This is a genomic window from Microbacterium gorillae (genome assembly GCF_000826185.2).
Lineage (GTDB): Bacteria > Actinomycetota > Actinomycetes > Actinomycetales > Microbacteriaceae > Microbacterium > Microbacterium gorillae.
Genome location: NZ_LN648875.1, coordinates 335,072 through 361,243, shown reverse-complemented (window position 1 = coordinate 361,243; position 26,172 = coordinate 335,072). Strand labels below are relative to the sequence as shown.

27 protein-coding genes are annotated in these 26,172 nt (G+C 69.4%); 13 read left to right on the top strand and 14 right to left on the bottom strand.

The genetic code is table 11. The annotated features are described in order from the left end of the window. Nucleotides 1–14: 14 nt before the first annotated feature. The 8 genes from BN1193_RS11230 to BN1193_RS11195 all read right to left on the bottom strand — a co-directional run bounded on the left by BN1193_RS11230 (nt 15) and on the right by BN1193_RS11195 (nt 10,635). Nucleotides 15–2,210: an ABC transporter ATP-binding protein gene (locus BN1193_RS11230; protein ID WP_094770450.1), complete on the bottom strand. Its 2,196-nt coding sequence runs from the start codon at nt 2,208–2,210 to the stop codon at nt 15–17. A gap of 10 nt (nt 2,211–2,220) precedes the next feature. After that, nucleotides 2,221–3,165 carry an ABC transporter permease gene (locus BN1193_RS11225; RefSeq protein WP_094770449.1) on the bottom strand — a complete coding sequence of 315 codons (945 nt, stop codon included), beginning with the start codon at nt 3,163–3,165 and terminating at the stop codon, nt 2,221–2,223. Then, complete coding sequence (locus BN1193_RS11220) at nt 3,162–4,106, bottom strand: ABC transporter permease (protein WP_040166454.1); 945 nt, start codon at nt 4,104–4,106, stop codon at nt 3,162–3,164. Before BN1193_RS11220 ends, BN1193_RS11225 begins: the two co-directional genes overlap by 4 nt. 50 nt (nt 4,107–4,156) lie before the next feature. Next, a complete protein-coding gene (locus tag BN1193_RS11215) occupies nt 4,157–6,019 on the bottom strand; it encodes an ABC transporter substrate-binding protein (RefSeq protein ID WP_094770448.1) in 1,863 nt (620 codons plus the stop codon). Between the two features lie 95 nt (nt 6,020–6,114). After that, on the bottom strand, nt 6,115–7,497 hold the full coding sequence (locus tag BN1193_RS11210) for an acyltransferase family protein (protein WP_052460674.1): 1,383 nt from the start codon (nt 7,495–7,497) through the stop codon (nt 6,115–6,117). Between the two features lie 75 nt (nt 7,498–7,572). Then, entirely contained in the window at nt 7,573–8,238 is a 666-nt protein-coding gene (locus tag BN1193_RS11205; protein ID WP_040166452.1) for a response regulator, read from the bottom strand. 31 nt (nt 8,239–8,269) lie between these two features. Further along, nucleotides 8,270–9,493, bottom strand: a complete 1,224-nt coding sequence (locus BN1193_RS11200; RefSeq protein WP_052460673.1) for a sensor histidine kinase — start codon at nt 9,491–9,493, stop codon at nt 8,270–8,272. Nucleotides 9,494–9,684: 191 nt separating this feature from the next. After that, nucleotides 9,685–10,635 (bottom strand): LysR family transcriptional regulator, encoded by a 951-nt coding sequence (locus BN1193_RS11195; protein ID WP_052460672.1) that lies wholly within the window; start codon nt 10,633–10,635, stop codon nt 9,685–9,687. Nucleotides 10,636–10,907: 272 nt separating this feature from the next. On the opposite strand from BN1193_RS11195, the gene BN1193_RS11190 reads away from it, so the two are divergent. From BN1193_RS11190 to BN1193_RS11170, 5 genes are all read left to right on the top strand, one after another. After that, a complete protein-coding gene (locus BN1193_RS11190; RefSeq protein ID WP_040166450.1) occupies nt 10,908–11,885 on the top strand; it encodes an ABC transporter substrate-binding protein in 978 nt (325 codons plus the stop codon). Next, nucleotides 11,882–12,721, top strand: coding sequence for an ABC transporter permease (locus BN1193_RS11185; protein ID WP_195907850.1), 840 nt, complete (start codon nt 11,882–11,884; stop codon nt 12,719–12,721). Before BN1193_RS11190 ends, BN1193_RS11185 begins: the two co-directional genes overlap by 4 nt. Then, the gene (locus BN1193_RS11180; RefSeq protein WP_040166447.1) at nt 12,718–13,554 is read left to right on the top strand and encodes an ABC transporter permease; all 837 of its coding nucleotides are present in this window, start codon (nt 12,718–12,720) and stop codon (nt 13,552–13,554) included. The genes BN1193_RS11185 and BN1193_RS11180 overlap by 4 nt, the downstream gene beginning before the upstream one ends. Continuing rightward, complete coding sequence (locus BN1193_RS11175) at nt 13,544–14,347, top strand: ABC transporter ATP-binding protein (protein ID WP_040166445.1); 804 nt, start codon at nt 13,544–13,546, stop codon at nt 14,345–14,347. Before BN1193_RS11180 ends, BN1193_RS11175 begins: the two co-directional genes overlap by 11 nt. Nucleotides 14,348–14,430: 83 nt before the next feature. Further along, the gene (locus BN1193_RS11170; RefSeq protein ID WP_040166443.1) at nt 14,431–15,195 is read left to right on the top strand and encodes a hypothetical protein; all 765 of its coding nucleotides are present in this window, start codon (nt 14,431–14,433) and stop codon (nt 15,193–15,195) included. A gap of 13 nt (nt 15,196–15,208) precedes the next feature. Here the strand turns inward: BN1193_RS11170 and BN1193_RS11165 are convergent, their stop codons facing one another. Then, the gene (locus BN1193_RS11165; protein WP_040166441.1) at nt 15,209–16,225 is read right to left on the bottom strand and encodes a TetR/AcrR family transcriptional regulator; all 1,017 of its coding nucleotides are present in this window, start codon (nt 16,223–16,225) and stop codon (nt 15,209–15,211) included. Nucleotides 16,226–16,341: 116 nt separating this feature from the next. Here BN1193_RS11165 and BN1193_RS11160 point away from each other — a divergent pair, with 116 nt between their 5' ends. The 6 genes from BN1193_RS11160 to BN1193_RS11135 all read left to right on the top strand — a co-directional run bounded on the left by BN1193_RS11160 (nt 16,342) and on the right by BN1193_RS11135 (nt 20,723). Beyond that, a complete protein-coding gene (locus tag BN1193_RS11160) occupies nt 16,342–17,226 on the top strand; it encodes an ABC transporter ATP-binding protein (RefSeq protein WP_040166439.1) in 885 nt (294 codons plus the stop codon). Continuing rightward, the gene (locus tag BN1193_RS11155; protein WP_040166438.1) at nt 17,223–18,032 is read left to right on the top strand and encodes an ABC transporter permease; all 810 of its coding nucleotides are present in this window, start codon (nt 17,223–17,225) and stop codon (nt 18,030–18,032) included. The genes BN1193_RS11160 and BN1193_RS11155 overlap by 4 nt, the downstream gene beginning before the upstream one ends. Before the next feature lie 62 nt (nt 18,033–18,094). Beyond that, complete coding sequence (locus tag BN1193_RS11150; RefSeq protein ID WP_040166436.1) at nt 18,095–18,823, top strand: hypothetical protein; 729 nt, start codon at nt 18,095–18,097, stop codon at nt 18,821–18,823. Nucleotides 18,824–18,827: 4 nt separating this feature from the next. Then, nucleotides 18,828–19,376, top strand: coding sequence for a putative immunity protein (locus tag BN1193_RS11145; RefSeq protein WP_040166434.1), 549 nt, complete (start codon nt 18,828–18,830; stop codon nt 19,374–19,376). 69 nt (nt 19,377–19,445) lie between these two features. Further along, nucleotides 19,446–20,045: a dihydrofolate reductase family protein gene (locus BN1193_RS11140; protein ID WP_040166432.1), complete on the top strand. Its 600-nt coding sequence runs from the start codon at nt 19,446–19,448 to the stop codon at nt 20,043–20,045. A gap of 105 nt (nt 20,046–20,150) precedes the next feature. Next, nucleotides 20,151–20,723: a carboxymuconolactone decarboxylase family protein gene (locus tag BN1193_RS11135; protein ID WP_040166430.1), complete on the top strand. Its 573-nt coding sequence runs from the start codon at nt 20,151–20,153 to the stop codon at nt 20,721–20,723. A gap of 78 nt (nt 20,724–20,801) precedes the next feature. Here the strand turns inward: BN1193_RS11135 and BN1193_RS11130 are convergent, their stop codons facing one another. Continuing rightward, the gene (locus BN1193_RS11130; protein WP_040166427.1) at nt 20,802–21,500 is read right to left on the bottom strand and encodes a VOC family protein; all 699 of its coding nucleotides are present in this window, start codon (nt 21,498–21,500) and stop codon (nt 20,802–20,804) included. Between the two features lie 38 nt (nt 21,501–21,538). Beyond that, nucleotides 21,539–22,300 carry a hypothetical protein gene (locus BN1193_RS11125; RefSeq protein ID WP_040166425.1) on the bottom strand — a complete coding sequence of 254 codons (762 nt, stop codon included), beginning with the start codon at nt 22,298–22,300 and terminating at the stop codon, nt 21,539–21,541. A 136-nt stretch (nt 22,301–22,436) separates the two neighbouring features. Between BN1193_RS11125 and BN1193_RS11120 the strand changes: the two genes are divergently transcribed. After that, a complete protein-coding gene (locus tag BN1193_RS11120; protein ID WP_040166422.1) occupies nt 22,437–22,706 on the top strand; it encodes a hypothetical protein in 270 nt (89 codons plus the stop codon). A gap of 1 nt (nt 22,707) precedes the next feature. On the opposite strand, the gene BN1193_RS11115 is transcribed toward BN1193_RS11120, so the two are convergent. Genes BN1193_RS11115 through BN1193_RS11105 form a run of 3 tightly spaced genes read right to left on the bottom strand, consistent with a single transcriptional unit; the run spans nt 22,708 to nt 24,820 of the window. Next, on the bottom strand, nt 22,708–23,712 hold the full coding sequence (locus BN1193_RS11115) for a tocopherol cyclase family protein (protein WP_040166420.1): 1,005 nt from the start codon (nt 23,710–23,712) through the stop codon (nt 22,708–22,710). A 39-nt stretch (nt 23,713–23,751) separates the two neighbouring features. Further along, nucleotides 23,752–24,255 (bottom strand): DUF2127 domain-containing protein, encoded by a 504-nt coding sequence (locus BN1193_RS11110; RefSeq protein ID WP_040166417.1) that lies wholly within the window; start codon nt 24,253–24,255, stop codon nt 23,752–23,754. 49 nt (nt 24,256–24,304) lie between these two features. Then, nucleotides 24,305–24,820 carry a MarR family winged helix-turn-helix transcriptional regulator gene (locus tag BN1193_RS11105; protein WP_040166414.1) on the bottom strand — a complete coding sequence of 172 codons (516 nt, stop codon included), beginning with the start codon at nt 24,818–24,820 and terminating at the stop codon, nt 24,305–24,307. 78 nt (nt 24,821–24,898) lie between these two features. Here BN1193_RS11105 and BN1193_RS11100 point away from each other — a divergent pair, with 78 nt between their 5' ends. After that, entirely contained in the window at nt 24,899–26,152 is a 1,254-nt protein-coding gene (locus BN1193_RS11100) for an MFS transporter (RefSeq protein WP_052460671.1), read from the top strand. The last annotated feature ends 20 nt before the right edge of the window (nt 26,153–26,172 follow it).

Genomic DNA, 26,172 nt, shown 5'->3' with positions numbered 1-26,172 from the left:
CGCACCCGGGACGGTCACTCACCGTGACCGGTGTCGTCGTGCGCTGAATCAGCACGCCGTCGTGCCGCCGAGCGCGTCGCTCGAATGGGGCCGAGCGAGGAAGCGGCCGATGCCGCGGTGAGCTCAAGGGGGAAGTGGCAGGCGACCCGGTGCGCACCGGGGACGGCCTCGAGGCCGGTCGGCTCCGAACCCCCGCCGACCTGCAACGGCGGCTCCACGCGCGCGCAGATGTCCTGCGCCACGGGGCACCGCGTGCGGAACCGGCAGCCGCTGGGCGGGTCCATCGGGCTCGGCAGTTCGCCGGCGACCCCGGCGGCCGCCTTGCCACGTTCCGCGAGGGGGTCCGCGATCGGGATCGCGTCGATGAGTCCCCGGGTGTAGTGGTGCTGCGGAGAGCCGTAGACCTCGGCCGCCGGACCGATCTCCACGAGCTTGCCGAGGTACATCACGGCGATGACGTCGGACAGGTAGCGCACGACGGACAGGTCGTGGCTGATGAACAGGTAGGTCAGCTCCCGCTCGCGCTGCAGCTGCTTCATCAGGTTCAGCACTTGCGCCTGCACCGAAACGTCGAGGGCGGAAACAGGCTCGTCCGCGACGATCAGCGCCGGCTGCAGCGCCAGCGCGCGAGCCAGGCCGATCCGTTGGCGCTGCCCACCGGAGAACTCGAACGGATACCGCTCGGCCGCGCCGGCGGGCAGTCCGACGTCGGCGAGCAGTTCGTCGACGCGGCGGTCGCGGTCGCGGCTCGTGCCGACGTGCTGGATCTCCAACGGCTCGCGCAGGATCGAGCGGACGCGCATCCGTGGGTCGAGGGAGGCGTACGCGTCCTGGAACATGAACTGCACGTTCCGCCGCTCCTCGCGGGCGTCCCGGCGGTGGGCCCGCATCGGGGTCCCGCGGAACAGGATGCGCCCGCCGGTGGGGGTGTCCAGGCCGACGACGAGACGGCCCAGGGACGTCTTGCCGCAGCCGGATTCGCCCACCAGGCCGAGCGTCTCGCCGCGCTGCAGGTCGAGACTGACATCGGCGACGGCGCTGACCGCTCCGACGCGGCGCCGGAGCAGGCCACCGCGCGTCACCGGGAAGTCCTTCACCAGTCCTTCGACGGACAGCAGCGGCACGCCGTCGGCGGGGATGAAGCGCGTCGGTGCGACCCATTCGCGGTCATCGCTCGGGCGCTCCTCCGTGGCTGCGGGACGATCGCGGGCGGCATCCTCCAGGGCCGGGAAGGGCTCGGTCCGCGGGACGAAGCAGGCGTACGTGTGGCTCGGGTCGCCGTCGCGGGCCGGTCGCAGTGCAGGGTCTTCGGTGCGGCATTGATCGGTGGCGAACCGACAGCGGGGAGCGAACGGGCAGGCGTGCGGCCGGACGAGCAGATCCGGTGGCATGCCGGGAATGGAATACAGCCGTTCGCCGGTACCGGCGGCACGCTCCGGCAGAGCCTCGAACAGGGCCTCGGTGTAGCGGTGGCGGGGGCGGGCGAAGATCATGTCGGTCTCGCCCGTCTCGGCGACGCGGCCGGCGTACATCACCACGACGCGGTCAGCGCGACCTGCGATGACGCCGAGGTCGTGGGTGATCAGGACGACGGCCATCCCCAGTTCGGCGCGCAAGCGGTCGATGAGGTCGAGGATCTGCTTCTGCACCGTCACGTCCAGAGCGGTCGTGGGCTCGTCCGCGATCAGCAGTTTGGGCCGGCAGATCAGTGCCATCGCGATCATCACCCGCTGCCGCTGGCCGCCGGACAGCTGGTGCGGGTACGCGCTCAGCCGCTGCTCCGGGTGCGGGATACCGACCATCCGGAGCATCTCGATGACGTCCGCGCGTGCCTGCGTGGCGGTCATACCGCGATGCAGCAGCAACGGTTCGGCGACCTGCTCGCCGATCGTCTGAACCGGGTTCAGACTCGTCATCGGGTCCTGGAAGATCATGCCGATGTCTCCGCCGCGCACCTCCTGCATGCCGTGCTCGGTCAACCCGGTGAGGTCGCGGCCGTCGAAGATCACCTCGCCGTCGACGATCTCGCCACCGGGCGGCAACAGGCGCTCGATGGACATCGCCGTCATCGTCTTGCCGCAGCCGGACTCGCCGACGACGCCGACCGTCTCCCCGGCCTCCACCGTGAACGAGACACCGTCCAGGGCGTGCACCACGGTCTTGCGCAGGCGGATGTCCACCCGCAGATCGCGCACCTCCAACAGGCTCATCGCACGCTCCTCACCGGCGCTGCAGCCGGACCTCCACCGCGTCGCGCAGACCGTCACCGATGAGGTTGACGGCCACGACGACGATGATGATCGCGGCCCCCGCGGGGTAGATCAGCCACCAGTAGTTCAGGAACACGTACTGGGTGCCGTTGCTGAGCATGGCGCCCCAGTCCGTGGCCGGCGGCGAGATGCCGAGGCCGAGGTAACCCAGGTAGGCCACCAGCAGGATCGCGTCGGCGACCTGGAACGTGGTGTTCACGATCACGGTGCCGAGGACGTTCGGCATGATGTGCCGGCTGACCGAACGCCAGGACGAACCGCCCATCACGCGCACCGCCTGCACATACTCGCGCACGCGCAACGTCAGCGCTTCGCCGCGGACCAGACGGGCCGGCACCAGCCACGCGGTCAGCCCGATCACGAGGATCATCACCGTCAGCGACGGCCGCACGATCGTCACGAGGAACAGCAGGAGGAACAGGATCGGGATGGCGAGGACGGCGTCCACGATGCGCATCATGACGCCGTCCACGACGCCTCCGAAGAAGCCTGCCACGGCGCCCCAGATCGTGCCGACCACGGTGGCGATGGCGGCGGCCGCCAACCCCACGATGAGCGAGGTCTGACCGCCCACCATGAGCCGCCCCAGCACGTCGTAGCCGGACCCGTCGGTGCCGAGCGGATGCGCGCCCCCGGGCGCCAGGTTCGCGTCGGCGAGGTTCACCGTCACCTGGTCGGTGTGGTAGACCAGCGGTCCGACGAAGCAGAACAGGACGGCGAGCACGACGACCACGACGCCGACCACCGCCAGCCGGTTCTGGACGAAGACCTCCAGGCCCAATTGGAACGGATGCTTGGGCCTGCTCTCGGCGTCGCCCGAGACCGGACGGGAACCACGACCGAGAGCAGGTGTCGTGATGTCCGTGGACGTACCGGTCCGTAGCGTGCTGCTCATAGCGCCACCCGTGGGTCGATCGCGACCAGGGACAGGTCAGCGAGGAGGTTGCCGATCACGGTCGCGAACGCGGTCACGATGACCACGCCGATCTCGACCGGATAATCGGATTGCTGGGCGGCCTGCCAGAACAGCAGGCCCATGCCCGGGAAGTTGAAGATCGATTCGGTGATCAGCGCGCCGGCGAACAGCGCCGGCAGGGACAGCCCGAGCAGCGTGACGATCGGAATGAGCGCGTTGCGCAGCACGTGCCGCCAGAGCACGCGGCTCGGGGAGGCACCCTTGGCCCGCGCAGTGCGCACGTAGTCCTGGCCGACGTTATCGAGCACCGAGGAGCGCATGTAGCGGGAGAACCCGGCGATGCTCAGCAGCGCCAGGGTCACGATGGGCAGAACCATGGCCGGGAACTGCTGGAAGATCGGCACGACACCGTTCGATTGCGGCGCCTCCGGGGGGAACCAGCCGAGGACGGACGAGAAGACCTCGATCAGGATGAGGCCGAGGAAGAACGTCGGGGCCGCGTAGAAGATGAACGACAGCGCGGTCATGATGTAGTCGAACGTGCGGTTGCGGCGGACCGCCTGATACACGCCGATCGGGATCGCGACGATGACGGTGAGGATCAGCGAGAACAACGCCAGGATGATCGTCTTCGGCAGCCGCTCGGCCAGGAGCGATCCCACCGACTGGTTCAGCACGTAGGAGAACCCGAAGTTCCCGGTGGCCCATCCCCACACGCTGGAGAAGTACTGCACCACCAGCGGTCGGTCGAGGCCGTTCAGATGGTTGAACTGCGTGATCTGCCCCGGCGTCGCGCGGGGTCCGAGGATCGCTCGGGCCGGTCCGCCCGGCAGCGAGTGCAGCAGGATGAAGACGATGATCGTGACGACGAGCACGACGAGCACGGCCTGCAGCAGGCGTCTGAGGATGTATCCGACCATGTCATCCCTCCCGCTCGTCCGTGCTCGTCGCGTTCGCGATCATCGATCGTTCAGTAGTGCCATTCCTCCGGGGTGATGGCGCCGTAGGGGTTGTTGGTGTCGTATCCCTGCAAGCCGTTGGCGACCTCGGTCAGGGAGTAGGTGTAGTTGGGCTGGTAGATGACCGGAACGTTCTTGGCCATGTAGTCCTCGTACGCCTGCAGCACGGCGTCACCGCTCTGCGTGGTGGTGTCGGCGATCAGCTTGTCCAGCGCGGGGTCGGAGTAGCTGCCGGAGTTGGAACCGGCGCCGGTCGCGAACAGCAGTTCGCCGGTGGGGTAGTAGTCCGGCGCGTACGTCCAGCCACCGCCCCAGTTGCCCATCTCCCACGTGCACGTGGACCCGGAGCACGGGACCGCGGTGGAGGTGACGCTGTTGAACGGCTCCGGCTTCAGGTTCAGCGTGATGCCGACCTGCGCGGCGTTCGACTTCATCGACGCCATGGCGGTGTCGATCGTCGCGCTGCCGCTGGCGTAGGGCAGCGAGAACGTCAGCGCCGCCCCGGATGCGATCCCGGCGCCGCACTCACCCGAGCCGGTGCCCGGCTTCGTGCACGTCGTGGTCCCGTTCTTCACGACCGTCCAGCCGTTGTCGGTCAGGTACTTCGTGGCGTTGTCGATGCTGAACGGATACGGGTTGTTCTTCTCCGTCGCGGAGATCAGGGAGCTGTCCGGGAACAGCGGGACAGGGCCCGTCGTCTGGACGCCGTAGTTCTTCGCGGCCGAGGTGATCACGCTCTGCTGGTCCACGATCGACTGGAGAGCCTGGCGGAAGTACAACTGCTTGAAGATCGGACCCACCGTGGGGTTGTTGAAGTTGATCGGGAAGTAGTTGAACCCGTACAGGAACCACGGCATCAGGCGGTAGTTCGCGCTCAGCGGGTTGGGTCCGGCCTGGTCCGGCGCGGTCGTCGCGGACTTCGCCTGCGCGATGTCCTGCGTCGGGATGTAGCCGACGTCGAGCGTGCTGCCGGCGCGGACCACGTTGAACTCTGCCGAGTCCGTCGTGAACGGCACCATGTTGAACTCCTTGACCTGCGCCTTCGTCGGGCCGGAGTACTTCGTGTTCGGCACGAAGCTGACGTGGCCGTCGGAGTTGAAGCTCTTCAACATCCACGGCCCGTCGACCACGGACCACAGCTTGCTGGTGGCGTAGGTGGGCAGGTCCTTGGACTGCGCGTTCAGATAGGCGTACACCGCCGCGCACCCGGACTCAGCCGTGGAGCACGTGCCCTTGGCCGTGGCGCTGGTCATGTCCCACGCTTCCGGCATGGGCGTGATCTGGCTGAGCTGGTTCATCAGGAACCACTGCTGGCTGTACGCCTTGTCCGTCGTGAGCACCACGGTGCTGTCATCGGGTGCGGTCGCGGAGACGACGTTGTCCGGGAACTGGCCTGGCGTGTATCCGGCGTAGTTCGCCTTCTCCGCCTTGGCCATGTTGATCCAGAACAGCACGTCGTGCGAGGTGACCTTCTCGCCGTTGGACCACGAGTAGTCCTTGAGCTTGATGGTGATGGTCTTGCCGTCGGAGCTGAAGGACGGCTCCTGAGCGAGGCTCAGCGCGTCATCGACGCCCGTCTTGCCGTTGTCGCCGTACCAGTACAGGGTGCGGTACATCATCAGCTGCATCTCGGAGTTGGTCACGCTGAAATCGGCGATGGGCGAGAAGGGCCAGATCCAGTTCGGCACGGTCGCGGGCGGTAGGGCCCAGGAGATGGTGTTGGTGGACTTGCCCGGTGCGGCACCGCTCGTGGTGGAGGACGACGACGATGCCGTCGATCCGGCGCTGCACCCGAAGAGAGCGAGCGAGGCGGCGACGAGTGTCGCCGCTGTGAGCAGGGCTCGTCGCCCTGCTCGGGGTGATTGGAATCGCATGCTGAGTCTCCTGTTTCGAGCTCGCACGAGGGTCGGCACCCGCGATGGCCTCTGCTGTTCGCAGCCGGTCTTCTGTGCCGTCGCGCGGGATGTTCTCAGTAGGCGCTTCGGAATGAGAGAACGGGCCGCGAAATCTCTGTACGTATGTTGTGACCGGGCTCTGCGTATCGTGACAGGTGGGGAGCCTCGTCGGCCGTCGACCGCTTCGACGAGTGGCCTGCGCTGGCGAGCGCGACCGGGATCAGCGCGGCGGCGACCACCCACGCGGCCGGGTGCGAACCGGCGAGCAGCGCCAGGAGCACCGCCGTCAGCGCGACGAGCACCGCGACCGGCACCGGGACGAACCGTTGTGCGGCTCGGGAACGCACGCGCCGCGCCTCCGCCCCGCCCACCACACCGACCACGGTGCCGACCGTGAGGACGACGAGGGCCAGCCACAGCGGCCGGCTTTCCCACCAGGCTGCGGACAGCGGTTCGGCCAGCTCGCCCGGAACGAGCAGCAGGGCCCCGGCGAGCGCGACGACGACGAGCATGTGCCAGGAGTAGATCGTCATCGCCCGGGCGTTGATCCAACCGATCGCCGGTTGCGCTCGCCCGTTCGCGTGGCGGCGCAGGGCCGGGCGCAGCAGTTGGAACAGCGCGAGCTGGGCGATCCCGAGCAGCACCAGAGAGCTCATCGGCGGGTTCAGCGCGGCGAGGAGGTTCACGGGAGAGAACCCGGTGAGCATCGATACGGCGAGCGCGGCCAGAGCGGCTCCGAGAGCGCCGAGCAGGTACCGCGCGCGCAGGCGATCGAATCGTCCCTCGGCAAGAGCGAAGCCGAGCTGCTGCAGCAGCAGCCACACGAAGGCGAGGTTCAGTGCGCCGATGGCCGTGACCCCGGTGGCGGAACGGACGACGTCGACCGTGACGGCCGCGAGTGCGAGCAGTCCGATCGTGGTCCACGGCGCTCGCTCGTGCGCACGCACCAACACGGGGACCAGGGCGCTCGCACCCAGGTAGACGGCGAGGAACCACAACGGTTGGCCGATGCGGTATCCGGCGACGGCGACCACCTCGGCGGGGACGCCGGTGACCACGAGGATGGAAAGGAAGACGGCGACCGCCGTCAGCGCGCCGCCGGCTGGAACCAGCAGTCGCCGCACGCGTGCGGCCACGTAGTCCCCGGCCGAGGTGCCGCGCGCGCGATCCCGTGTCCACTGCGTGAAGCCGGCGAACCCGCCGAAGATGAAGAACAACGGCATGACCTGTGCGAACCAGGTCAGCACCGGAAACCCGGCCCAGTGCTCCATCGCGTTCTCCAGGACGGGTGCGCCGGCGGCGTCCCGCCCCACGCCGACCATGATCGCGTGCAGCAGCACGACCACGATCAGCAGCACGGCTCGCGCGGCATCGACCGACGAATCGCGGGTGGACGGTCCCGGGCGAGCGGGAGGGGATGTGTCGGCGGGGGTGCTCAGCGGTGTCGGAAGTGCCATGCCGACAGCGTCTCGACCAGGTCCGTCCCGACGCATCCGACCCCGGTCCTGATCGCCCCCCTACCGGCGTAGCGCTCAGTCAGCGGGGGAGACCAGCCCGGTGTCGTAGGCCAGGATGACGGCCTGCACGCGGTCGCGCAGATGGAGCTTGCTGAACACTCGACTGACGTGCGTCTTCACGGTCTGCTCGGCCAGGAACAACTGCCCGGCGATCTCGCCGTTGGACAGCCCCTGCCCCACGAGCACGAGAACCTCCCGTTCGCGCTCGGTCAGATCGTTCAACCGGACGAGGTGACGATTGGTCGCCGGGCGTGTGGCGGCGAAGCGCTCCAGCAGGCGTTTGGTCACCCGTGGTGCCAGGAGAGCATCGCCGGCGGCGACCACCCGCACCGCATTGACGAGCTCTTCGGGTAGGGCATCCTTCAGCAAGAACCCGCTGGCGCCGGCGCCCAGGGCATCGTGGACGTACTCGTCCGCATCGAAGGTCGTGAGGATGAGGACCGCGGGGGCCGGGACGTCCGTGCCCGCAGTGAGGATGCGCCGCGTCGCCTCGATGCCGTCCATCTGCGGCATCCGGACATCCATCAGCACGATGTCCGGCCGCAGCCGGCGCGCCTGCGCCACGCCCTCGACGCCGTCCCCGGCCTCGCCGACGACGTCGATGTCGTCCTGCGCGCGGAGGATGGCGGCGAATCCGGCGCGGACCATCGCCTGGTCATCGACGATCAGAACTCTCACCATGGGGTTCCATTCTGGTGCACGTGGCCGCCGGTCACACGGATCGAGGGAGGTCCACCTGGACGGCGAACCCCGTTTCGGTGGGCAGCGCTGTCACCGTTCCGCCGAGGGCCGAGATCCGCTCGGTCATGCCGCGGAGGCCGTGACCGCCGTCCGATCGTGGTGGGGCGGGCCGCGCGGGGGCGTCGTTCGCGATCGTCACGCGCCACGTGCGAGCGGTGTCGAGCCAGGTGATGCGGGCGGGAGCACCCGGCGCGTGGCGGGCGATGTTGCTCAGCGCCTCCTGCACGGCACGGTAGACCGCGAGCCCGAACACCGGGTCCGCGCGCTCCGTGGCCGTGAGGTCCCACCGTCCGCTCTCCTGGACGGGGCCGAGCTCCCGAGCGCGGGTGACGAGCGCGCCGATCTCGCCCCATCCCGGCTGCGGCGCCCGAGCGGCCGAGGTGTCCTCGTCACGCAGAACGCCGAGGATGGCGCGCATCTCGGTCATCGACGCCCGCGCCGTGGCGGCGAGCTCGTCGAATTCCGCGGCCGCGTCCGGCGGCAGGTCCGTGAATCGGTAGCGGGCGGAGGCGGCGCGCACCTGGATCGCGGACATGCCGTGCGCGACGACGTCGTGCAGTTCGCGTGCGATCCGGGCGCGATCCTCGACGGCCTCCCGCCGAGCCAGTTCCTCGGCTGTGAGCGCCCGCTGGCGGGTCAGCTCGGTACGCGCACCGGACAGATGGCGCAGCAGGACGCCGGTGACAGCTCCGATCGCCGTCACGGCCCCGAAGACCACGAGGTCCGCCGTCAGCGCGCCCGCCGCGACCGTGCGGCCGGCGATCGACACCGGAATCACCGCGGCGCTCATCGTGAGCAGCCACCCGGTCCCGGCGACCGACCATGGCGCGCGGAAGGCGACACCGACCCAGGTCAGGGCGCACGCGATCATCGTCGTGACCGCGACCGGCCAGGCGGCCGTGGTGGTCGGGTCCGCGAACAGCGTCAATCCCGCGGCACCGGCCACCGCGCTCGCGGTCGCCCACGTCGGGGCGAGAAGGGACCCGGGGATGGCGGCGGCCTGCAGCGTGGCGAAGCCGATCAGCGCGAGGACCGGGATGCGGTACTCGGTGGCGCCGAGCGTGGCGGTGACGGCGAGCACGGAGATCGCCGCCGTGCCGGCCAGCGCCCACACCACGAACGCCCAGCGGCCGGGGGCGACCCGCTCGGTCGTCGTACGCCACTGGGCGGCGGAGGAAGCCATCGTCTCGTTCATGTCCGACCCACGCTAGGCGCAGACGCCTCCGCGTGCGTCACCCCTCGGTATCACCCGCGCTCACTCCGCGGTTCCGCCGGAATCCGCCGCGGGAGCGCGCACGTCGCCGGCGGTGCAGGAATCCTTCCGCGCGCTCGCGGACCAGGCCCCGTCCGAGTCGGTGGTCGGCACGCTCGTGGAGTGAGCCCCGCTCAGGTGCGGTCCGCGCGGCGCGCGGTCGACGGGTTCGTGGTTCGCGCGTCGAGGTCCGGTTGAACGTCCGCCAGGGCGTGCTGGATGGTCGAGATGAGCCAGCGCTGCGCCGGGCCGAGGCGATGGCGCCCTTGCCAGTAGAGACGCACTTCGAACGTGTCCACCTCGAACGGCAATGCGGCGATACGCAGCGGCCAGCCGCCGAGAACCTCGGTGACCGCACCGCGCGGGACGACCCCGACGAGTCCCGCCCGCAGCACGAGCTGCGGCATCGCGGCGAAATGGGGCACGAGCACGGTGGGGGAGTCCGGTCCACCCGCGCGTGCCATGGCGCGCGCGACCTCGTGTCCCGTGGTCTCCGTGACGACCGCGCGCGGTCGGGAGCGGAAATCGTCCAGGCCGATCCGCCCGTCCACGAGTTCCACGTCCTCACCGACGACGCAGCCGTACTTGTCGACCATGACCAGGGAGCTCTCGAACGGGCCCTCGAGGGGAGTGGACACGATCGCCGCGTCCACCGACCCCTCGGTGATCCACGTCCCGACCTGGTGGATGTCGATCTGCACCACTTCGACGCTGATGCCCGGAGCTTGAGCGAGCAGCTCCGCCATGATCCACGGGAGGAGCGCGGCCTCGCCGATGTCGGTCAGCGCCAGGCGGTAGCGCCGCTGCGAGGTCGCCGGATCGAAGTCGGCGGCCGATCCCATGACGCTGCGCAGCACCTCGAGAGGCTGTTCGATCTCGTCGATGAGGTCCTGGGCGAACGCGGTCGGCCGCACGCCACCGCGGGTGCGGACGAACAGCGGATCCCCGAAGTGCACGCGCAGCCGAGCCAGGGCGTGGCTCACGCTCGGCTGGGTCACGTGGAGTCGTTCGGCCGCACGCGTCAGGCTTCCGGCGCGAGCGATCGTCATGAAGACGTCCATGAGGTCGAGATCGAACGAGGCCATACCCCCGATATAAGCAGTATCTATAGATTGGGGAAAGATCATTCATTGGCGGGGGGAGCGTTCCGGACCGTACCGTCAAAGAACCCCGCCCGACACGATGGAGTGCTCCCGATGGCAACCGCTCTCGACACGACGCAGGATCCCCCTGCGGCGCGGGGGCGCGCGGCGGTGACGGATTCCGGTCCGGATGCACCGACGGTTCGGTTCGCACGACGGAAGAACGCCGTCCCGCGAGGAAGACGCAGTCACGCCATGTCAGAGAGGACACAGCAATGAAGAAGATCACGCTCGGCGCGGCCATCGTGGCCGCCGCCGCACTCCTGCTCACGGGGTGCTCCGGTGCCGCGGACTCAGGTGGGAGCACCGGTACTGCCGGAGCCACGGGTGGCGCGGGTGGGGGCACCACGGACATCACCGTCGGCGTGCTCCCCGTGCCCGACACCGCCGCCATGTACCTCGGCGTTGACCAGGGGTTCTTCAAGGACGAGGGCCTCAACGTCACCCTGCAGCCGACCACGGGTGGCGCTGCGGCCGTGCCGGGTGTCGTCTCCGGCGAGTACGACTTCGCGTTCGGCAACTACCTCAGCGGCATGGTCGCCGTCGACCAGGGTCTGCCCCTCCAGTACGTGACCAACGCCACAGCGGCGACGAAGACGGACGGTTTCCAGGCCGTCGTGGTCCCGAAGGACTCCGACATCAAGAGCCCGAAGGATCTCACCGGCAAGCGCGTCTCGGTGAACAACCTGTCCAACATCAACGACACCACGATCCGTGGTGTGGTGGACGCCGATGGCGGCGACTCCTCCAAGATCGAGTTCGTCGAGGTCGCGTTCCCGGACGCGCAGGCCGCGATCCTGAACAAGCAGGTGGATGCCGGCACGGTGAACCCGTGGGTGAAGTCCATGGAGTCCGACTTCCGCGTCATCACGTACAACTTCACCGACTTCACGCCGGACCTCGACATCGCCGGCTTCTTCACGAACACCAAGACGGTCTCGGAAAACCCCGACCTGGTGAAGAAGTTCCAGACCGCGATGAACAAGTCGCTCGAGTTCGCGCAGGCGAACCCGGACAAGGTCCGCGCCATCATCCTGACGTACACCAAATTGACGAAGGAGACCGTGGATGAGCTGGACCTGCCGGTGTTCCGGACCGAGGTCAACAAGGATTCGCTGAAGACGCTGGCCGATGCCGCGGTGAAGTACGGCACCATCAAGAAGGTTCCGGACTGGTCGACGTTCCTGTGGTGAACGCGCAGGAACAGGGGCGACGCCGGGGCCGCTCCGCGGCGAAACCGCGGAGTGCGGCGACCGGTCGTGCCCTCGACGCCGGTCTCGGTGTCCTCGGCGTCGTTCTGTTCCTGCTCGTCTGGGAGCTGGTCCCGCGCATCGGCCTGGTCGATGCGCGGTTCCTGCCCCCGGTCAGCCAGGTGCTGGGCAAGTTCTTCACACTGCTGGTCACGCCGCGGTTCTGGACGAGCGTCGGCGAGACGATGACGGCGTGGGCGCTGGGCCTGCTGATCTCGGTCGTCGCCGCGATCGTCCTCGGGCTGGTCATCGGCCTGTCGCCCTTTCTGCGGCGTGCCACGCGCACCACGATCGAATTCCTGCGCCCGATCCCGTCGGTGGCCCTCATCCCGGTTGCTGTGCTGCTGTTCGGCGCGCGGATCGAGTCGACGCTGCTGCTGATCGTGTACGCCTCGTTCTGGCAGGTGCTGCTGCAGGTCCTGTACGGCGTCGCGGACGTCGACCCGGTCGCCGAGGACACCGCCCGCAGCTATCGATTCAGTTGGTTGCAGCGCGTCCGGCACGTCGTGTGGCCGACGATGCTGCCGTACCTCCTCACCGGGATCCGGCTCGCGTCCGCCGTCGGTCTGATCCTCGCCATCACCGGCGAGCTCATCATCGGCGCCCCTGGCCTCGGGTACGAGATCGCCCTGAACCAGCAGGGCGGGCAACTGGACGAGATGTACGCGCTGATCCTCGCCACCGGCCTGATCGGAGTGATCATCAACATCGCCGTGCGTGCCGTGGAACGCCGGGCGCTGGCCTGGCACCCGTCCGTGCGAGGGGAGGCGGCAGTATGAGTGCGGATTCTCCCACCACGACGGTGCGCGAACTGCGCGCCACCCGGGGCGGCGGCTGGCGCCGCGTCCTGACCGACACCGGCTACTTCATCGGTCTGCCGATCATCATCCTGGTGATCTGGTCGGTCGTCAGTGCGGTCTCGCCGAGCTTCTACTTCCCCGGACCGATCCAGATCGGCACGACGTTCGTGGAGACCTGGTTCGGCGAGCGGTTCTTCGTGGACTTCCTCCCGAGTGTCGGCCGACTGCTGCTCGGGCTGGTCCTCACGATCATCCTCGGCGTGGTGCTGGGAGTGATCATCGGCTCGGTGCGGTGGCTGCGCGCCCTCACCGAGCCTCTGTTCGAGTTCTTCCGCGCGGTTCCGCCGCCGGTGCTCGTGCCCGTGCTGATGCTGCTGATCGGCATCAATGACGGAATGCGGATCGTGGTGATCATCTCCGGCGCGATCTGGCCGGTGCTGCTGAACACGGTGGAGGGCGTCCGCGCGGTGGACCCGGTGCTGCGGGAGACGGCCCGGACGTATCGGATCACCGGATTCGCCCGCTACGTCCACCTGGTGCTGCCGGCCGCCTCTCCGCAGATCATGGCCGGGATCCGGCAGTGCCTGTCGATCGCCCTGATTCTGATGGTGATCTCGGAGATGTTCGGAGCCTCGTCCGGACTCGGTTTCACCATCGTCCTCTTCCAGCGCTCGTTCGCGATCGCCCAGATGTGGAGCGGCATCTTCCTGCTCGGCTTCATCGGCATCGCGCTGTCGCTCCTGTTCGAACTGGCCGAGCGTCGTGTGCTCGGCTGGTACCTCGGTCAACGAAAGGCCAACCGTGCCCAGTGATGACACCAATGCCGCCGCTCTGTCGGTGCGCGGACTGCGCAAGGTCTATCCGACGCCCGCGGGCGACGTCGAGGCGGTCCGGGACCTCACCTTCGACGTCGCGGCCGGTCAGCTGGTGTGCATCGTGGGTCCGTCCGGGGCCGGAAAGACGACGCTGCTGAAGTGCATCGCCGGTCTCATGCCACCCACGTCCGGCACCGTCGAGTTGGGTGGGGCTCCGGTCACCGGTCCGCCGAAGGCCATGGCGGTCGTGTTCCAGGAGTACGGCCGGAGCCTGTTCCCGTGGAAGAGCGTGCGGGACAACGTGGAGCTGCCTCTGAAGGTCAACGGCGTGCCGAAGGCCGAGCGGCAGCGCCGCGTCGATGACGCCCTGGCCGCCGTGGGACTCGACCACGTGCCGCAGAGCTTCCCGTGGCAGCTCTCCGGCGGCATGCAGCAGCGCGTGGCGATCGCGCGCGCCGTCGCCTACCAGCCGAAGGTCCTGTTGATGGACGAGCCCTTCGCGGCGGTCGACGCCCAGACCCGGGCGGACCTCGAGGATCTGATCCGCACGATCTGGAAGGACCTCGGGATCACCGTCCTGTTCGTCACGCACGACATCGACGAGTCGGTCTACCTGGGGGAGCGGGTGATCATCCTGTCGAACTCTCCGACGGTGGTGCAGGAGGACCTGACGATCGACCTGCCCGCTGAGCGCGATCAGCTCGGCACCCGCTCCAGCGCCCGCTTCGCCGAGTTGCGAGCCCACGTTTACGAGCAGATCCAGCGAGCGAAACAGGGCTCGCGGCCCTGACCGCGGCGCGCCCGCGCACACGCTTCGGCCGTGCCGTCCTCCCCCGGGGGCGACACGGCCGAACTCATGCCACGATGGGGACGATGGACACGGGGGACGATCACGAACTTCGGGACCTGCGGGCTCGCGCCTACGGGCCCCGGCCGGACATCGGCGCGGACGAGCGGGCCGTCCGGCGCCTGGCGGAGTTGGAACGGCTGCGACGCGGCGACGCGTCCTCCCCCGGAGAGGTGGCGGGTGTCGACGCGCGCCCGGAGGCCGGACCGGGCGCGAACGGCGCCGCTGCGGTCGACGTGACTGCGTCCGAGGGTGACGCGGGGCCGGGCGTCCCGACGGAATCGCTCGCCCCGGGGGAGCCGGTCCCGGATCCGAACCCGTGGCGGGTGAGCCGCCGCGTCGGCGCGGTGTGGGCCGGTTCGGTGCTTGTCGCCATCGTGGCGAGCGCACTCTCCTCGGTGGCGCTGGCCCCGCCCGGGCCCCTCGTCGCGGGTGCCGCGCACGAGGCCACGCTCGCGGCCGATCCGTCATTCGAGCCGAGCAGCTTGGGCGGCGGGACCGGCTTCACACCGTTCGCCGGGCTGCGGAGCAGCGTGGAGTCGTTCGACCAGAGGGAGGGGCCGCCGGTGATGTGCCTGAACGTCTTCGTCTCCGGGCTCGACGATGTCGAGCCGTCGCAGTACAGCGGTCCGCTCGAGTCCAACTGCGGGACGTCGGCCTTCCCGCCGGTGGCGACGATGCTCGTGGACGAGACCTACCCGGCCGCGCTGCGCGCGCGGTTCGCCGACGGCACGTCGCTGCAGTTCGTCGTGCACGATGACACGGTCGAGGTCTACTCGGCGAAGGGGTGACCGGTGGCTCGGGTCAGGACCGCTTCGCTGCGCGTTCGGCGTCCTTGGCCGCCCGCTCGGCGTCCTTGCGGGCGCGCTCGGCCGCGGCGTCGCGCGCCTTTCGGATGGCATCCCGCTCGCGTTTGCGGGCCTCCTTGAGCTCCTTCTCGACCTCGCGAACGCGACGCTCGGCGTCTCGGCGCTCGCGGTTCGCGGCCCGAACGGCGGGGTCGCGCGGGAGCGGTTCGGCGTCATCCGCGGCGACGTCGGGTGGCGCCGATTCCGACGGGTCCGCGCTGCAGTGGTCATCGGTGGTTTCGATTCGGCGCTCGAGTCCGTCGAGGATGCGGCCCAATCCGAACGTGAAGTCGCTCTCGCTGTCACTGACCGTCGGGTCGCCGAGATACCCGCCGCGGGCGAAGAACGGCGCGAAGTCCGGAAACCGCTCCGGCGTGATCATCGGGGCGATCCCGGCCAGGAAGTTCTGCCCGGAGGCATCGCCCGGATCGAGCGCGGCGACGTCCCGCTCCTGGCGCACGACGCTCGTGGAGTAGTTGGACAGCAGCAGCAGGGCACCCATCCGCTCGGCATCACTGAGAGGCAGCTCCCGCGTCTCGCGCAGGAACCAGTCCACGAGGGCCAGACTGTTCGGCGTGATCGGTGGGCCCGAGATCGGGATGTCGGACAGCCACGGGTGCTCGTGGTACGCCGCGCGGAGTGATCGCACCCAGCGCTCCAACCCCGCTCGCCAGGTGGGGGAGGTGTCCGCCTCCGGTATCGCGATCTCGGTGGCCACCTCCTGCATCAGCAGCAGCAGGTCGTCCTTGCTGGTGACGTACCGGTAGAGCGACATCGTCGTGAACCCGAGGGTCGTTGCGACGCGGCTCATCGACACCGCGCCGAGGCCGTCCGCGTCCGCGATCTCGATGGCCGCGTCCACGATCCGCTCGATGGACAACTCGCGCTTCGGGCCCCGCTGCGGGTTGACCGCGACTCCCCAGGCGAGCGCGATCGCGCGGGGAAGCTCGGGCTCTGCGGCGTCGTCGGTCATCTCGATCTCCTCGGCAATCGTGTGCGAACGCTTGCAGATGACGTTAGCACCGTGTATGACATACACAGATGGTCTACGACATAAACAGTTTGTGATGCACACGAAAGGAGCCACTCATGGAATCCGCCATCGAGGTCCGCGCGCTCGGCAAGCGCTTCGGATCCGCCGTCGTCCTGGACGGCCTCGACTTCTCGGTCGCCCCCGGCGAGATCTTCGGGCTGCTCGGCCCGAACGGAGCCGGCAAGACGACCACGATCAACATCCTGACCACCCTGCTGCGCGCGGACACCGGCACGGCGTGCGTGGACGGCATCGACGTCCGCCGCGAGCCGGAGCAGGTCCGGCGCCGCATCGCCGTCAGCGGTCAGTCGGCCGCCGTGGACACGACGCTCACCGGCGCCGAGAACGTGCGGCTGCTCGCACGGCTGTCGGCTCTGGGCCGACGGGAGACCGAACGCCGTGTCCGCGAGCTGCTCGACCGATTCGGGTTGGCTTCGGCGGCGGAGAAGTCCGTCGCCTCGTACTCGGGCGGCATGCGCCGGCGGCTCGACCTGGCGCTCAGCCTCATCGTCCCCCCGCGCGTGCTCTTCCTGGACGAGCCCACAACCGGACTGGATCCGGTCAGCCGCCGCGAGCTGTGGGAGGCCATCCGGGTGATGGCGGACGAGGGTACGACGGTCCTGCTCACGACCCAGTACCTCGAGGAGGCGGACCGCCTCGCGGACCGCGTCGGGGTGCTCGATGCGGGACGAGCCGTGGCGATCGGCACCCCGAGCGAGCTGAAAGCACGCGTCGGCGCCGGCGTGCGGCTGCGGGACGCCGACGGCACGATCGTCCGGACCGTTCCGACCGACGGGTCGGTGGCGGGCATCCGCGCTGCGATCGACCAGCTCGACGCCCGTGCGGGCGGCACGATCGACCTGCACGAACCCACCCTGGATGACGTGTACGAGGCGCTCCTCGGCCACGCCACTCGGACGGCGGAGAGGATCGCAGCATGACCGCCATCGCCCTCACCCCCGCGGTGCGCCCGTTGCGCGCGCGACCGTCCCTCCTGTCCGCCACCGCCGCACTCACGCGGCGCAGCCTGCTGCACACCCTCCGGAACGTCGACGCGCTGGTGACGGCGGTGGCACTGCCGGTCCTGCTGATGCTGCTGTTCACCTTCGTGTTCGGCGGCGCGATCGACGGCGGCCGCGGCGACTACGTCGATTACGTCGTCCCGGGAATCATCCTGCTGTGCTCGGGGTTCGGCGCCTCCGGCGTCGCCGTCGAGATCGCGGGCGACCTGAAGGCCGGCTTCCTCGATCGCGTCCGCACGATGCCCGTGCCCGCGTTCGCGGTGATCGCCGGGCACGTCCTGGCGAGCATGGTGCGCAACCTGCTGGCCACCGGCATCGTCGTCGGCGTCGCCCTGCTGGTCGGGTTCCGGCCGGTGGCGGGCCCCGCGGCCTGGCTCGCAGCAGTGGCGATCGTGGCGCTGTGGATCCTGGCGATCACCTGGTTGTTCGCCGGCGTCGGGTTGGCCGCGTCCGGTCCGGAAGCCGCGAGCGGCTATGGGTTCGCCCTGCTGTTCCTGCCGTACCTGTCCAGCGCCTTCGTGCCGGTGGACACGATGCCGGCCTGGTTGCGCTGGCCTGCCGAGCACCAGCCGGTGACCCCGATCATCGAGAGCATTCGCGGGTTCCTGATGGGGACCCCGGTGGGTGCGACGGGATGGTGGGCCCTCGGGTGGTGCCTGCTGATCATCGCCGCCGGCGCGTCCTGGAGCATCGCGATGTTCGCGCGCAAATCCGGCCGTCGGTGACCCGCGGCGGCCGTGCCGTCCGTATCGGGCGGCGCGGCCGGTGACGTGCCACGATGGGGGAGATGAACGACGAGTCGGATCGCGAACTGCGTGCCCTGCGCGCCCGGGCCTACGGTCCCGCCGCGGACATCGGTGCCGATGAGGCCGCCCGGAGTCGGCTCGCCGAGCTGGAGCAGGACCGGCGCCCCGGCGCGGACACGTCCGCCGCGCAGCGCCGTGCGCCTCGAGTCGGGGTGGCGGACGTCCCCCCGGCAGCCACCTCGCCCGTCCCGCCGACTGTCCCGGACGCCGAGGTCACGGTGCCGGCCCCGATCGCCACGCCCGCGAGCCCGTGGCGCGTGAGCGGACGGGTCGGCCTGATCTGGGCGGGATCGGTCGCTGCGGCGATCGTGGTGAGCGGGCTCGTCGCGACAGCGCTGATCCCGCCGGTTCCCCTGATCACGGGCGCCACGCACGAAGCGTCGCTGCCGGTCGACCCGGGGTTCGCCTGGGAGGGGTGGGGCTCAGACCGTGGCTTCGCGACGTTCTTCGGGATGCGCCCCATGGTCTTCGAGGTATCCGGTCAGCAGAGTTGTCTGTTCGTCGCTGAGGACGCCAAGATCAACCGGGAGTCGTCCAGTTTCCGGGGCGTGAACGCCTCCGCCTGCGGGACGAAGGCGATGCCCGCCGTCGCCACGCTGCTGATTGACGAGAACTGTCCGACCGCGCTGCGGGACAGGTTCGGAGACGGCACGTCGCTGCGATTCGTGCTCCAGGACTCCGCGGTCGACGTCTCCTCGGCGAAGGATTGAGCCCGTGGCACTCTCACCCCAGACGTTGACCGAGGCCGAGCGCCGTGTCGTGGCGGCGTGGGCGGCGGACTGCGCGGAGCGCGTGCTGCCGCTGTTCGAGGCGGAAGCGCCGGACGATGACGGTACGCGGTCCGGTATCGAGAGAGCGCGCGCCTATGCGCGCGGCGAGCTCGACACCGCCACCGAGATCCGGAACAGGTTCCGCTCCGGTCGCCCCGCGCATGCGGTGAGCGCTCCTGCGGCCGTTGCGGCGGCACGGTCCGCGGCCCAGGCCGCGGCGGTGTCGCATATGGGCGCACACGCGCTCGGAGCGGCGGCGTACGCGGCGAAGGCGGCGGGACTGGCGGCACCCGACGCGGGTGTCGCCCGGGTGGCAGAGCTGGCCTGGCAGCTCGGACGGATGAGTCCGGCGGTCCGAGCTGCGCTGGCGAAGCTCCCCGCACTCGGTTCGGACGCCGCCGGTCCGCTCGGTCCCGGGCTGCTGACGCGCGGCGCGCCGGCAGAGAGCATCCGCGCGCTGCAGGCGGCCATCGTGGACCGCGGCAGCGACTGATCAACCCTCGCGATCCCACCGGAACGCGGCTAACGTCGTCCGTGGGGGGCGGACAGATCGGAGCCTCGCATGTCGTACGTGACCGCGGACATGGCCGTGTCCCTCGACGGCTACACCGCCGGACTCGGCCAGACCCTCGAGACGCCCTTCGGCGAGGGGGCGCTGGAACCGCTCACCTCGTGGATGCAGGAGGACGAGAACGCTCCCGAAGTCGCGGCCGTCGTGGGGGCGCAGGCGTACATCATGGGCCGGAACATGTTCGGGCCGGACCGCGGAGAGTTCGACCTCGACTGGCAGGGCTGGTGGGGTCCGGAACCGCCGTACCACGCGCCGGTGTTCGTGCTCAGCCACCACGAACGCGAGCCGCTCGTGCTCCAGGGGACGACGTTCACCTTCGTCACCGAGGGGATCGAGCGCGCGCTGGAACTCGCGCGGGAGGTCGCTGGGCCGGACGGCCGAATCGACATCGCCGGGGGAGCGTGCACGGTGAACCAGTACCTCGCCGCCGGACACGTGGACGAGTTGCGCCTGCACATCTGTCCCGTCGTCCTGGGTGCCGGCGAGCGGTTGTCGGTCGGCGTCGAGGGCTTCCGACTCGAGCAGCTCGGCGGCCGGGTCGCCTCCTCCGTGGTGCACGTCCGCTACCGCGTCATCCACACGTCCGCCTGACCCGCCTGCGGGATGCAGCAGCCATGCCGCCGCCGGAGGGATAGGCGTACCATCACCCCAGCGGACGCCCGGCCGGACGCCCCTTCGCACGCAAGGGAGCGCGCCATGATTCTGCAGACCCCCGCCGTCGAGACGGCCACCGGACACGTCGCTGAGATGTATCGGGAAGACCTCGACGAGGCCGGATTCGTCTACCGCCACACCGCCGTGATGGCGATCAACCCGGAGGCGCACGAGCGCTTCGTCGATCTCGTCCGGTCCGTGGTCCCATCGATCGGGCTGCGCGTGTACGAACTCGCCACGCTCGGCGCGGCGCGGGCGGTGCCGTCACCGCACTGCCTGCTGGCGCACGCGAACAAGTCCATCACTTCGGGGGCACTGACCGAGGAGGAGGTCGGTGCCATCGCCCGGCACGAAGAGGACGACGCCCTGCCACCGGCGGACGCCGCCGTGGTCGCGTTCGCGAGCCGGATGACCGAGGATCCGACCGCGATGACGGACGCCGACAGCCTCCGGCTGCGGGAAGTCGGATTCTCCGACCGCCAGATCCTCGACATCACCCTGGCCGCCGGCGTGCGCAATCTGTTCAGTCGGACACTCCGCGCGCTCGCGGTACCCGTGGAGGACGTCCCCGGGCTCGACGCCGAGCTGGCGTCGGTTCTGCGTGGGCTCGGCTGAGCGGGTCAGATCGCGCGCAGCTCGAACGCGATCCTGAACCGGTGTCGGTGTCGGTGTCGGCGTCGGTGGCCGAGCGGGTCAGATCGCGCGCAGCTCGAACGCGACGCCGTCCGGGTCCCGCATCTCGACCCGGTCGGCGTTGGCCTCGGGCCCCGTGGCTCCCCGTGCCTGGAGGCGTGCCACCTCGACGTCGTACTCGGCGGCCGGGACGGTGAGCACGAACTCCTGACGCTCGTTCGTTCGGTCCGGTTCGACGGCATCGCCGCTCCACGCGAGCTTGGTGCCGCCGCCGGGGGATTGGATCGCTCGTTCGTCGCCCTCGGACCAGACGACCGGCCAGTCCAGCACCGCGGCCCAGAACTCGGCGACGGCGACCGTGCCCTCGATCGTGACCTCGCCGAGTGGTCCGCATCCCGCGAGGTAGGCGTTGTCATCCTCGATCACGCAGAATTCGTCGCCGACGGCATCGGCCATCACCGCGAACGACCCGGGCGGGATGTTCCCGCTGCCGGCCACCCGGCCGCCGAGGGAGACCGCGGCGGCGATGGTGTCGGCCTGCGCGCGACCGGCATACGTGAGGTGCAGGTGCAGCCGGTTCTCGGTGGCGGGGTGTCCGTCACCCACCGCGAAGCGCAGCCCGAGCTGGCGTGGAGACCCCGGCAGCACCAGATCCTCACCGAGCGGGACCGCGGTCCGGCCGAGGATCACGGCCCAGAACGCCGCCGCCATTCCCGGTTCCGGCGACCGGAAACGTACCGCGTCGATGCTCACGCCCATCCCTCGACGCTAGGTCGCGGAGTGCGGCCGGACAAGGGTCAGCGGTCGGATCGCGTACCGTCGGCCGCGACTCGAGCGGTCGGGGCCGGGTCGGCGAGCAGGGGCGCGACGAGCTCCTCCACGGTGATGCCGCGGGCGTTCGCCTCCTCGATCAGGCGCTGCGCCCAGTCCGGCGCGTTCGGTGCCGGTGCGACCACGGCAGGACGTGCCGCGCGGCCGACGAGCGTCAGCACGATCGAGACGATGACGCCGAGCGCGGCGAGGATGCCGAGGATGCCGACGAGGCGCGCCGTCCACTCCTCCGCGCCGACGAACCAGATCATGTACAGGGTCCCGAGCGTGGCGAGGGCGATGGCCACGAGGGTGAGGCGGACCGTGATCCGCAACGCCGGACCCGCTCCGCGGCCGAGGCGGAGCACGAGGCACAGGACGGCGAGCGCGGTCGGCGTGAAGAGCAGCGTGATCGTCCACTTCCAGTCGATGTCGAGCGAAGCCCAGATCTGGAGGAGGAGTGTCACCGTGGCGCCCACCGCGATGATGATCGTCACCAGGGCGAACCACCTCGCGGTCCCGTCCAGGATGAGTGCCGCGCACAGCACCAGCAGGGAGGTGAGGCCGACCAAGGCGGTCGTGCTGAGGACCTTCGCGGTGAGCTCCGAACCGAAGTTGCTTCCGGCTCCCACCCCGAGCAGCACCAGGATCCCCATGATGGCGGCGAGAGTGAAGCTGACGATCACCGCCCACACCAGGATCCGCCGAGCCCGGCCGAGTGTGGTCTCGCTCGCTGTCGCGTACGTCATGTTTCCCCCTTGTCGTCGGCCGAATCGGCCTGGAGCAATAGTGGGGCCACCGAGCCCGTCGGGGAAGGCGACGCGCACGGGAATATTCCCGACATCTGCTGTGTACGCTCGACGGGGACGAACATCAGGGGGGAACATGACCGAGCTGTACGTCATCGTCGTGGAAGCGGGCTTGAGTGGCAACGCGTATGGCGCCACGATCAGCACTCACGGTCCGACCGACCTGTCGACGGCGCGTGCAACGCTGCAGGCGGCTCTGCGCGGTGAGCTCCCGGAGATCCACAAGCTCTACCGCAAGGGCATGATCGTGCGGGTGAGCGAGGATCAGTACCTCAACATCGGGACCGGACTCGCCGGAGCCAAGCAGACGCGGCTCACGGTGGCGGCCGTCGTCTCGGAGACCTGACTCACAACCTCATCAGGCGGTCGGTGTCGCCGAAGACCTCCAGGCCGGCGCAGACCCCGACGCCCTCGAACAGCGTGACTCCGACGGGCGAGACGTGGTGGATCTCGATCACGGCGTCCAGCGTCTCCTCGACCCGTTTGTGCATCGCGGTCCGCAGCGGAGCGTGCAGCAGTCCGCCGCGGACGCGTTCAGCACGCAGCGACAGCGTGCCCTGCGGACCACGCATCCGCCACGTCACATGCGTGTCGGTGATGGTGAGCTCCATGTCGCGGGAGCCGTTCCAGGTCGCCCACGTGCTGAGCGTCCGCCCCCGGCGCAGGGCGACGATGAATCCCCGGAACGTGCGACCGAGCCCGGGGATGATGGCGCACGAGGCCATCAGGGAACCGTCCTCCTCCGAGCCGTCACGGTCGATGAGATGGTTGCTCGCACCCCACACGTATGCGGCGGGGAACGACCGCCCCCAGTCCTTCTCGATGTAGCCGCGGCCGCCGTCGAATGACGCCGACTCCTGCTCGGTCCTCAAGTCACCGGCGAGCTCGTGTCCGAACGAGACCACGCCGTGGAAGCACTCCATGATCGGCACGTAGCCGTACCAGCCCATGATCCCCGGGCGGAGCGGGGAGACCGGATAAGGGTCCATCGGCGTGGTGAAGTCCACCCGGCCGGACAGTTCCGGCAGGTCGAGGGTGATCCCACCACCGTCGAAGGTGTTCTCGCCCACGCGGACGGCGAACTGATGCGTGGAGGCGTGGAAGTCGCCTCGGGGGAAGGCGTGGTACCAGGAACGGCCGGTCAGCCCGTCCAGCACTTGCACGAACGCTTCGTTGACGTGATCGTGGGTGCCGGTGGACCGGAAGACGCCGGGGATCACGGCCCATCGCCGGGTGCGATCGGCGGACACGAGCTTGACGTACCACCCCTCGAAGAATCCACCGCGGACGCGCGTTCCGTGAAATGCCTCGGGGTGGTGCACGCTGCTGACGTACGAGACCGGGGTCCTCATTCCGCCACGCTAACCCCGTCCGCGGGATGCCGACAGGGGTCAGGTGGCGGTTGTGATGCGCTCCGCCCGGCGGCGTCGGTGCAGGCGGTATTCCCGAACCGTGAGGACGACGATGAAGATGTCGAAGGCGGTGAGTCCGAGCAGGAACCAGCTGAAGTGCAGGAAGAGCTCGACGGTCTGGTAGCCGATGAACACCGTCAGGAAGCCGATCAACCAGGGGTAGGCCCAGAGCTTGTCGCGCAGCACCGCGATCACCAGGAACACCTTCACGATCCCGTGGACGAGCAGGTACACGGCTCCGAAGACGGTGGTGCCGACATCGAGATGGGCGGTGTAGTGCACCAGCCAGTTGGCGATGAAATCGTCCGGGTCCACGGCGAGCCGGTGCTGGGTGAGTCGGTGCGCGAGCCGGTCGATGTCCGACGGACTGAGGATCAGCAGGGCGCCCCCGGCGATGAGCTCCACGAGACCGTTCAGCCCCTTCAGGATCAGACTGACGAAGAACGTCCGATCCAGGATCCGATGGTCCCGATTCACCCGCATGAGCAGAGCGTACGCGCAAACCGGCGGCTGCCGGCCGGGGTGCGCGTGGTCAGCTCACGTCAGCACGGTCGGCGTTTCCGGAGATGACCTTCAACAGGGATGCGAGCTGGTCCCGCTCATCCTGGGTCAGGCCGCGCAGCAGCAGGCGGTCGCCGTCGAGGGCACGCGGGAACTCGCGTGCGACCAGTTCCCGGCCCGCCTCGGTCAGCTGCAGGAGCACGACCCGTCCGTCTCGTTCCAGCCGCTCCCGCGTGAGGAGCCCGGCGCTCTCGAGCCGCACGGTCAGTTTCGTGGTCGCTGCTCCGCTGAGCATCGTCTGAGCCGTGACCTCGCTGGCGCGCAGCGGACGATCACTGCGCGCCAGCGCGCACAGCACGTCGAACTCGGAGCGGGAGACGCCGCTGGTCGCCAGGCTCCGGTCCATCAGCTGCGAGGTCTGCGCACCGATGCGGGCGATGCGGCCGAGGACCTCGAGAGGGGAGGTGTCCACCTCCGGCAGCGTCTGCGCCCAGCGGGCGCGGACGCGATCGACGGTGTCATCGTCCGGGCTCTCGGTGAGGGTCATGCGTCGAGTATACGCGGATTTGATTTACGAGTAGTTCACGAGTAGAGTATCCGTGTACTACCCGCCGAAAGGACCTCCATGACCGTTGCGCCACCTGCTCCCACCGCCATCGCTGCTCCGGCAGCCAAGCGTCGCCTGTGGGACCAGCCGCCGGCGGTCTGGGCCGTGGCGTTCGCGTCGATGGTCGCGTTCATGGGCATCGGCCTCGTCGGCCCGATCCTGCCGAGCATCTCCGAGGCCATGCACGCTTCGCCGTCGCAGACCGCGCTGCTGTTCACCAGCTACCTCGCCGTCACCGCGATCGTGATGCTGTTCACGAGTTGGTTGTCCTCGCGCATCGGAACGCGCGCCACGATGCTGATCGGTCTCGCGGTCATCCTGCTCTCCGCCGTCGCCTGCGCGTTCGCCGGTGACATCACCGCGCTGATCACGGCTCGCGCCTTCTGGGGACTGGGCAACGCCCTGTTCCTGTCCACGGCGCTGGCGTCGATCATCGCCGCCAGCGGTGGACCGGCCGCCGGCGCGGTCATCCTGTACGAGACCGCGCTCGGCCTCGGACTCGCCGTCGGACCGCTGGTCGGCGGTCTGCTGGGCGAGGTCGATTGGACCGCGCCGTTCTGGGGCACCGCGTCGCTGATGGCGGTCGGATTCATCGCCATCATCACGATCGTCCGCGGTGCGGGCAAGCCCGCCGAGAAGTCCCCGGCCTCCGCGCCCTTCCGTGCCCTGGCGATTCCGTCGATCCTGATCCTCAGCATCGTCGCCTTCTTCTACAACGCGTCCTTCTTCGTGACGCTGGCCTACGTGCCGTATCCGCTCGGTCTGCCGGCGGTCGGCATCGGCCTGGTGATGACCGGCTTCGGTCTCGGCCTGGCGCTGACGAGCGTCGTCATCGCTCCCGCCCTGGCTCGCCACTTCTCGCCGCGTCAGACGCTCGTCGTCGCGCTGCTCATCTTCGCTGCCACCCACGTCGCCGCGAGCCTGTTCGCCGACACGCTGCCCGCGCTGATCGTCTGCGTCGTGCTCCTCGGCTTCGAGATCGGCGCGATCAACACGGTCCTCACCGAGGCCGTCATGGAGGCTTCCACGCTGCCGCGCGCCGTCGCCTCGTCGGCCTACTCGGGCGTCCGGTTCATCGGCGGCGCGATCGGCGCCCCCGTCGGGACCGCACTGGCCGCGTTCGGTGTCGGGGTCCCGTTCCTCTTCGCCGCCGGGACGGCCGTCGTCGGCGCTATCATCATCATGGTGTTCCACAGTGTTCTGCGTCGTGCCGACCACCCGGTGCATGAGTCCGTGGAGTTCGAGGCGGAGGCCATCACTCTCGGCGAGTGATCAGTCCGTGCCGCGCTCCC

What these genes read in the sequence shown, in the direction of transcription:
- BN1193_RS11215 (WP_094770448.1), bottom strand. Translation starts at nt 6,019, where the DNA reads ATGCGATTCCAATCACCCCGAGCAGGGCGACGAGCCCTGCTCACAGCG.
- BN1193_RS11160 (WP_040166439.1), top strand. Translation starts at nt 16,342, where the DNA reads ATGGAATCCGCCATCGAGGTCCGCGCGCTCGGCAAGCGCTTCGGATCC.
- BN1193_RS11130 (WP_040166427.1), bottom strand. Translation starts at nt 21,500, where the DNA reads ATGGGCGTGAGCATCGACGCGGTACGTTTCCGGTCGCCGGAACCGGGA.
- BN1193_RS11210 (WP_052460674.1), bottom strand. Translation starts at nt 7,497, where the DNA reads ATGGCACTTCCGACACCGCTGAGCACCCCCGCCGACACATCCCCTCCC.
- BN1193_RS11150 (WP_040166436.1), top strand. Translation starts at nt 18,095, where the DNA reads ATGAACGACGAGTCGGATCGCGAACTGCGTGCCCTGCGCGCCCGGGCC.
- BN1193_RS11180 (WP_040166447.1), top strand. Translation starts at nt 12,718, where the DNA reads ATGAGTGCGGATTCTCCCACCACGACGGTGCGCGAACTGCGCGCCACC.
- BN1193_RS11115 (WP_040166420.1), bottom strand. Translation starts at nt 23,712, where the DNA reads ATGAGGACCCCGGTCTCGTACGTCAGCAGCGTGCACCACCCCGAGGCA.
- BN1193_RS11230 (WP_094770450.1), bottom strand. Translation starts at nt 2,210, where the DNA reads ATGAGCCTGTTGGAGGTGCGCGATCTGCGGGTGGACATCCGCCTGCGC.
- BN1193_RS11195 (WP_052460672.1), bottom strand. Translation starts at nt 10,635, where the DNA reads ATGGCCTCGTTCGATCTCGACCTCATGGACGTCTTCATGACGATCGCT.
- BN1193_RS11155 (WP_040166438.1), top strand. Translation starts at nt 17,223, where the DNA reads ATGACCGCCATCGCCCTCACCCCCGCGGTGCGCCCGTTGCGCGCGCGA.
- BN1193_RS11140 (WP_040166432.1), top strand. Translation starts at nt 19,446, where the DNA reads ATGTCGTACGTGACCGCGGACATGGCCGTGTCCCTCGACGGCTACACC.
- BN1193_RS11120 (WP_040166422.1), top strand. Translation starts at nt 22,437, where the DNA reads ATGACCGAGCTGTACGTCATCGTCGTGGAAGCGGGCTTGAGTGGCAAC.
- BN1193_RS11200 (WP_052460673.1), bottom strand. Translation starts at nt 9,493, where the DNA reads ATGAACGAGACGATGGCTTCCTCCGCCGCCCAGTGGCGTACGACGACC.
- BN1193_RS11100 (WP_052460671.1), top strand. Translation starts at nt 24,899, where the DNA reads ATGACCGTTGCGCCACCTGCTCCCACCGCCATCGCTGCTCCGGCAGCC.
- BN1193_RS11110 (WP_040166417.1), bottom strand. Translation starts at nt 24,255, where the DNA reads ATGCGGGTGAATCGGGACCATCGGATCCTGGATCGGACGTTCTTCGTC.
- BN1193_RS11135 (WP_040166430.1), top strand. Translation starts at nt 20,151, where the DNA reads ATGATTCTGCAGACCCCCGCCGTCGAGACGGCCACCGGACACGTCGCT.
- BN1193_RS11220 (WP_040166454.1), bottom strand. Translation starts at nt 4,106, where the DNA reads ATGGTCGGATACATCCTCAGACGCCTGCTGCAGGCCGTGCTCGTCGTG.
- BN1193_RS11165 (WP_040166441.1), bottom strand. Translation starts at nt 16,225, where the DNA reads ATGACCGACGACGCCGCAGAGCCCGAGCTTCCCCGCGCGATCGCGCTC.
- BN1193_RS11190 (WP_040166450.1), top strand. Translation starts at nt 10,908, where the DNA reads ATGAAGAAGATCACGCTCGGCGCGGCCATCGTGGCCGCCGCCGCACTC.
- BN1193_RS11205 (WP_040166452.1), bottom strand. Translation starts at nt 8,238, where the DNA reads ATGGTGAGAGTTCTGATCGTCGATGACCAGGCGATGGTCCGCGCCGGA.
- BN1193_RS11225 (WP_094770449.1), bottom strand. Translation starts at nt 3,165, where the DNA reads ATGAGCAGCACGCTACGGACCGGTACGTCCACGGACATCACGACACCT.
- BN1193_RS11170 (WP_040166443.1), top strand. Translation starts at nt 14,431, where the DNA reads ATGGACACGGGGGACGATCACGAACTTCGGGACCTGCGGGCTCGCGCC.
- BN1193_RS11125 (WP_040166425.1), bottom strand. Translation starts at nt 22,300, where the DNA reads ATGACGTACGCGACAGCGAGCGAGACCACACTCGGCCGGGCTCGGCGG.
- BN1193_RS11105 (WP_040166414.1), bottom strand. Translation starts at nt 24,820, where the DNA reads ATGACCCTCACCGAGAGCCCGGACGATGACACCGTCGATCGCGTCCGC.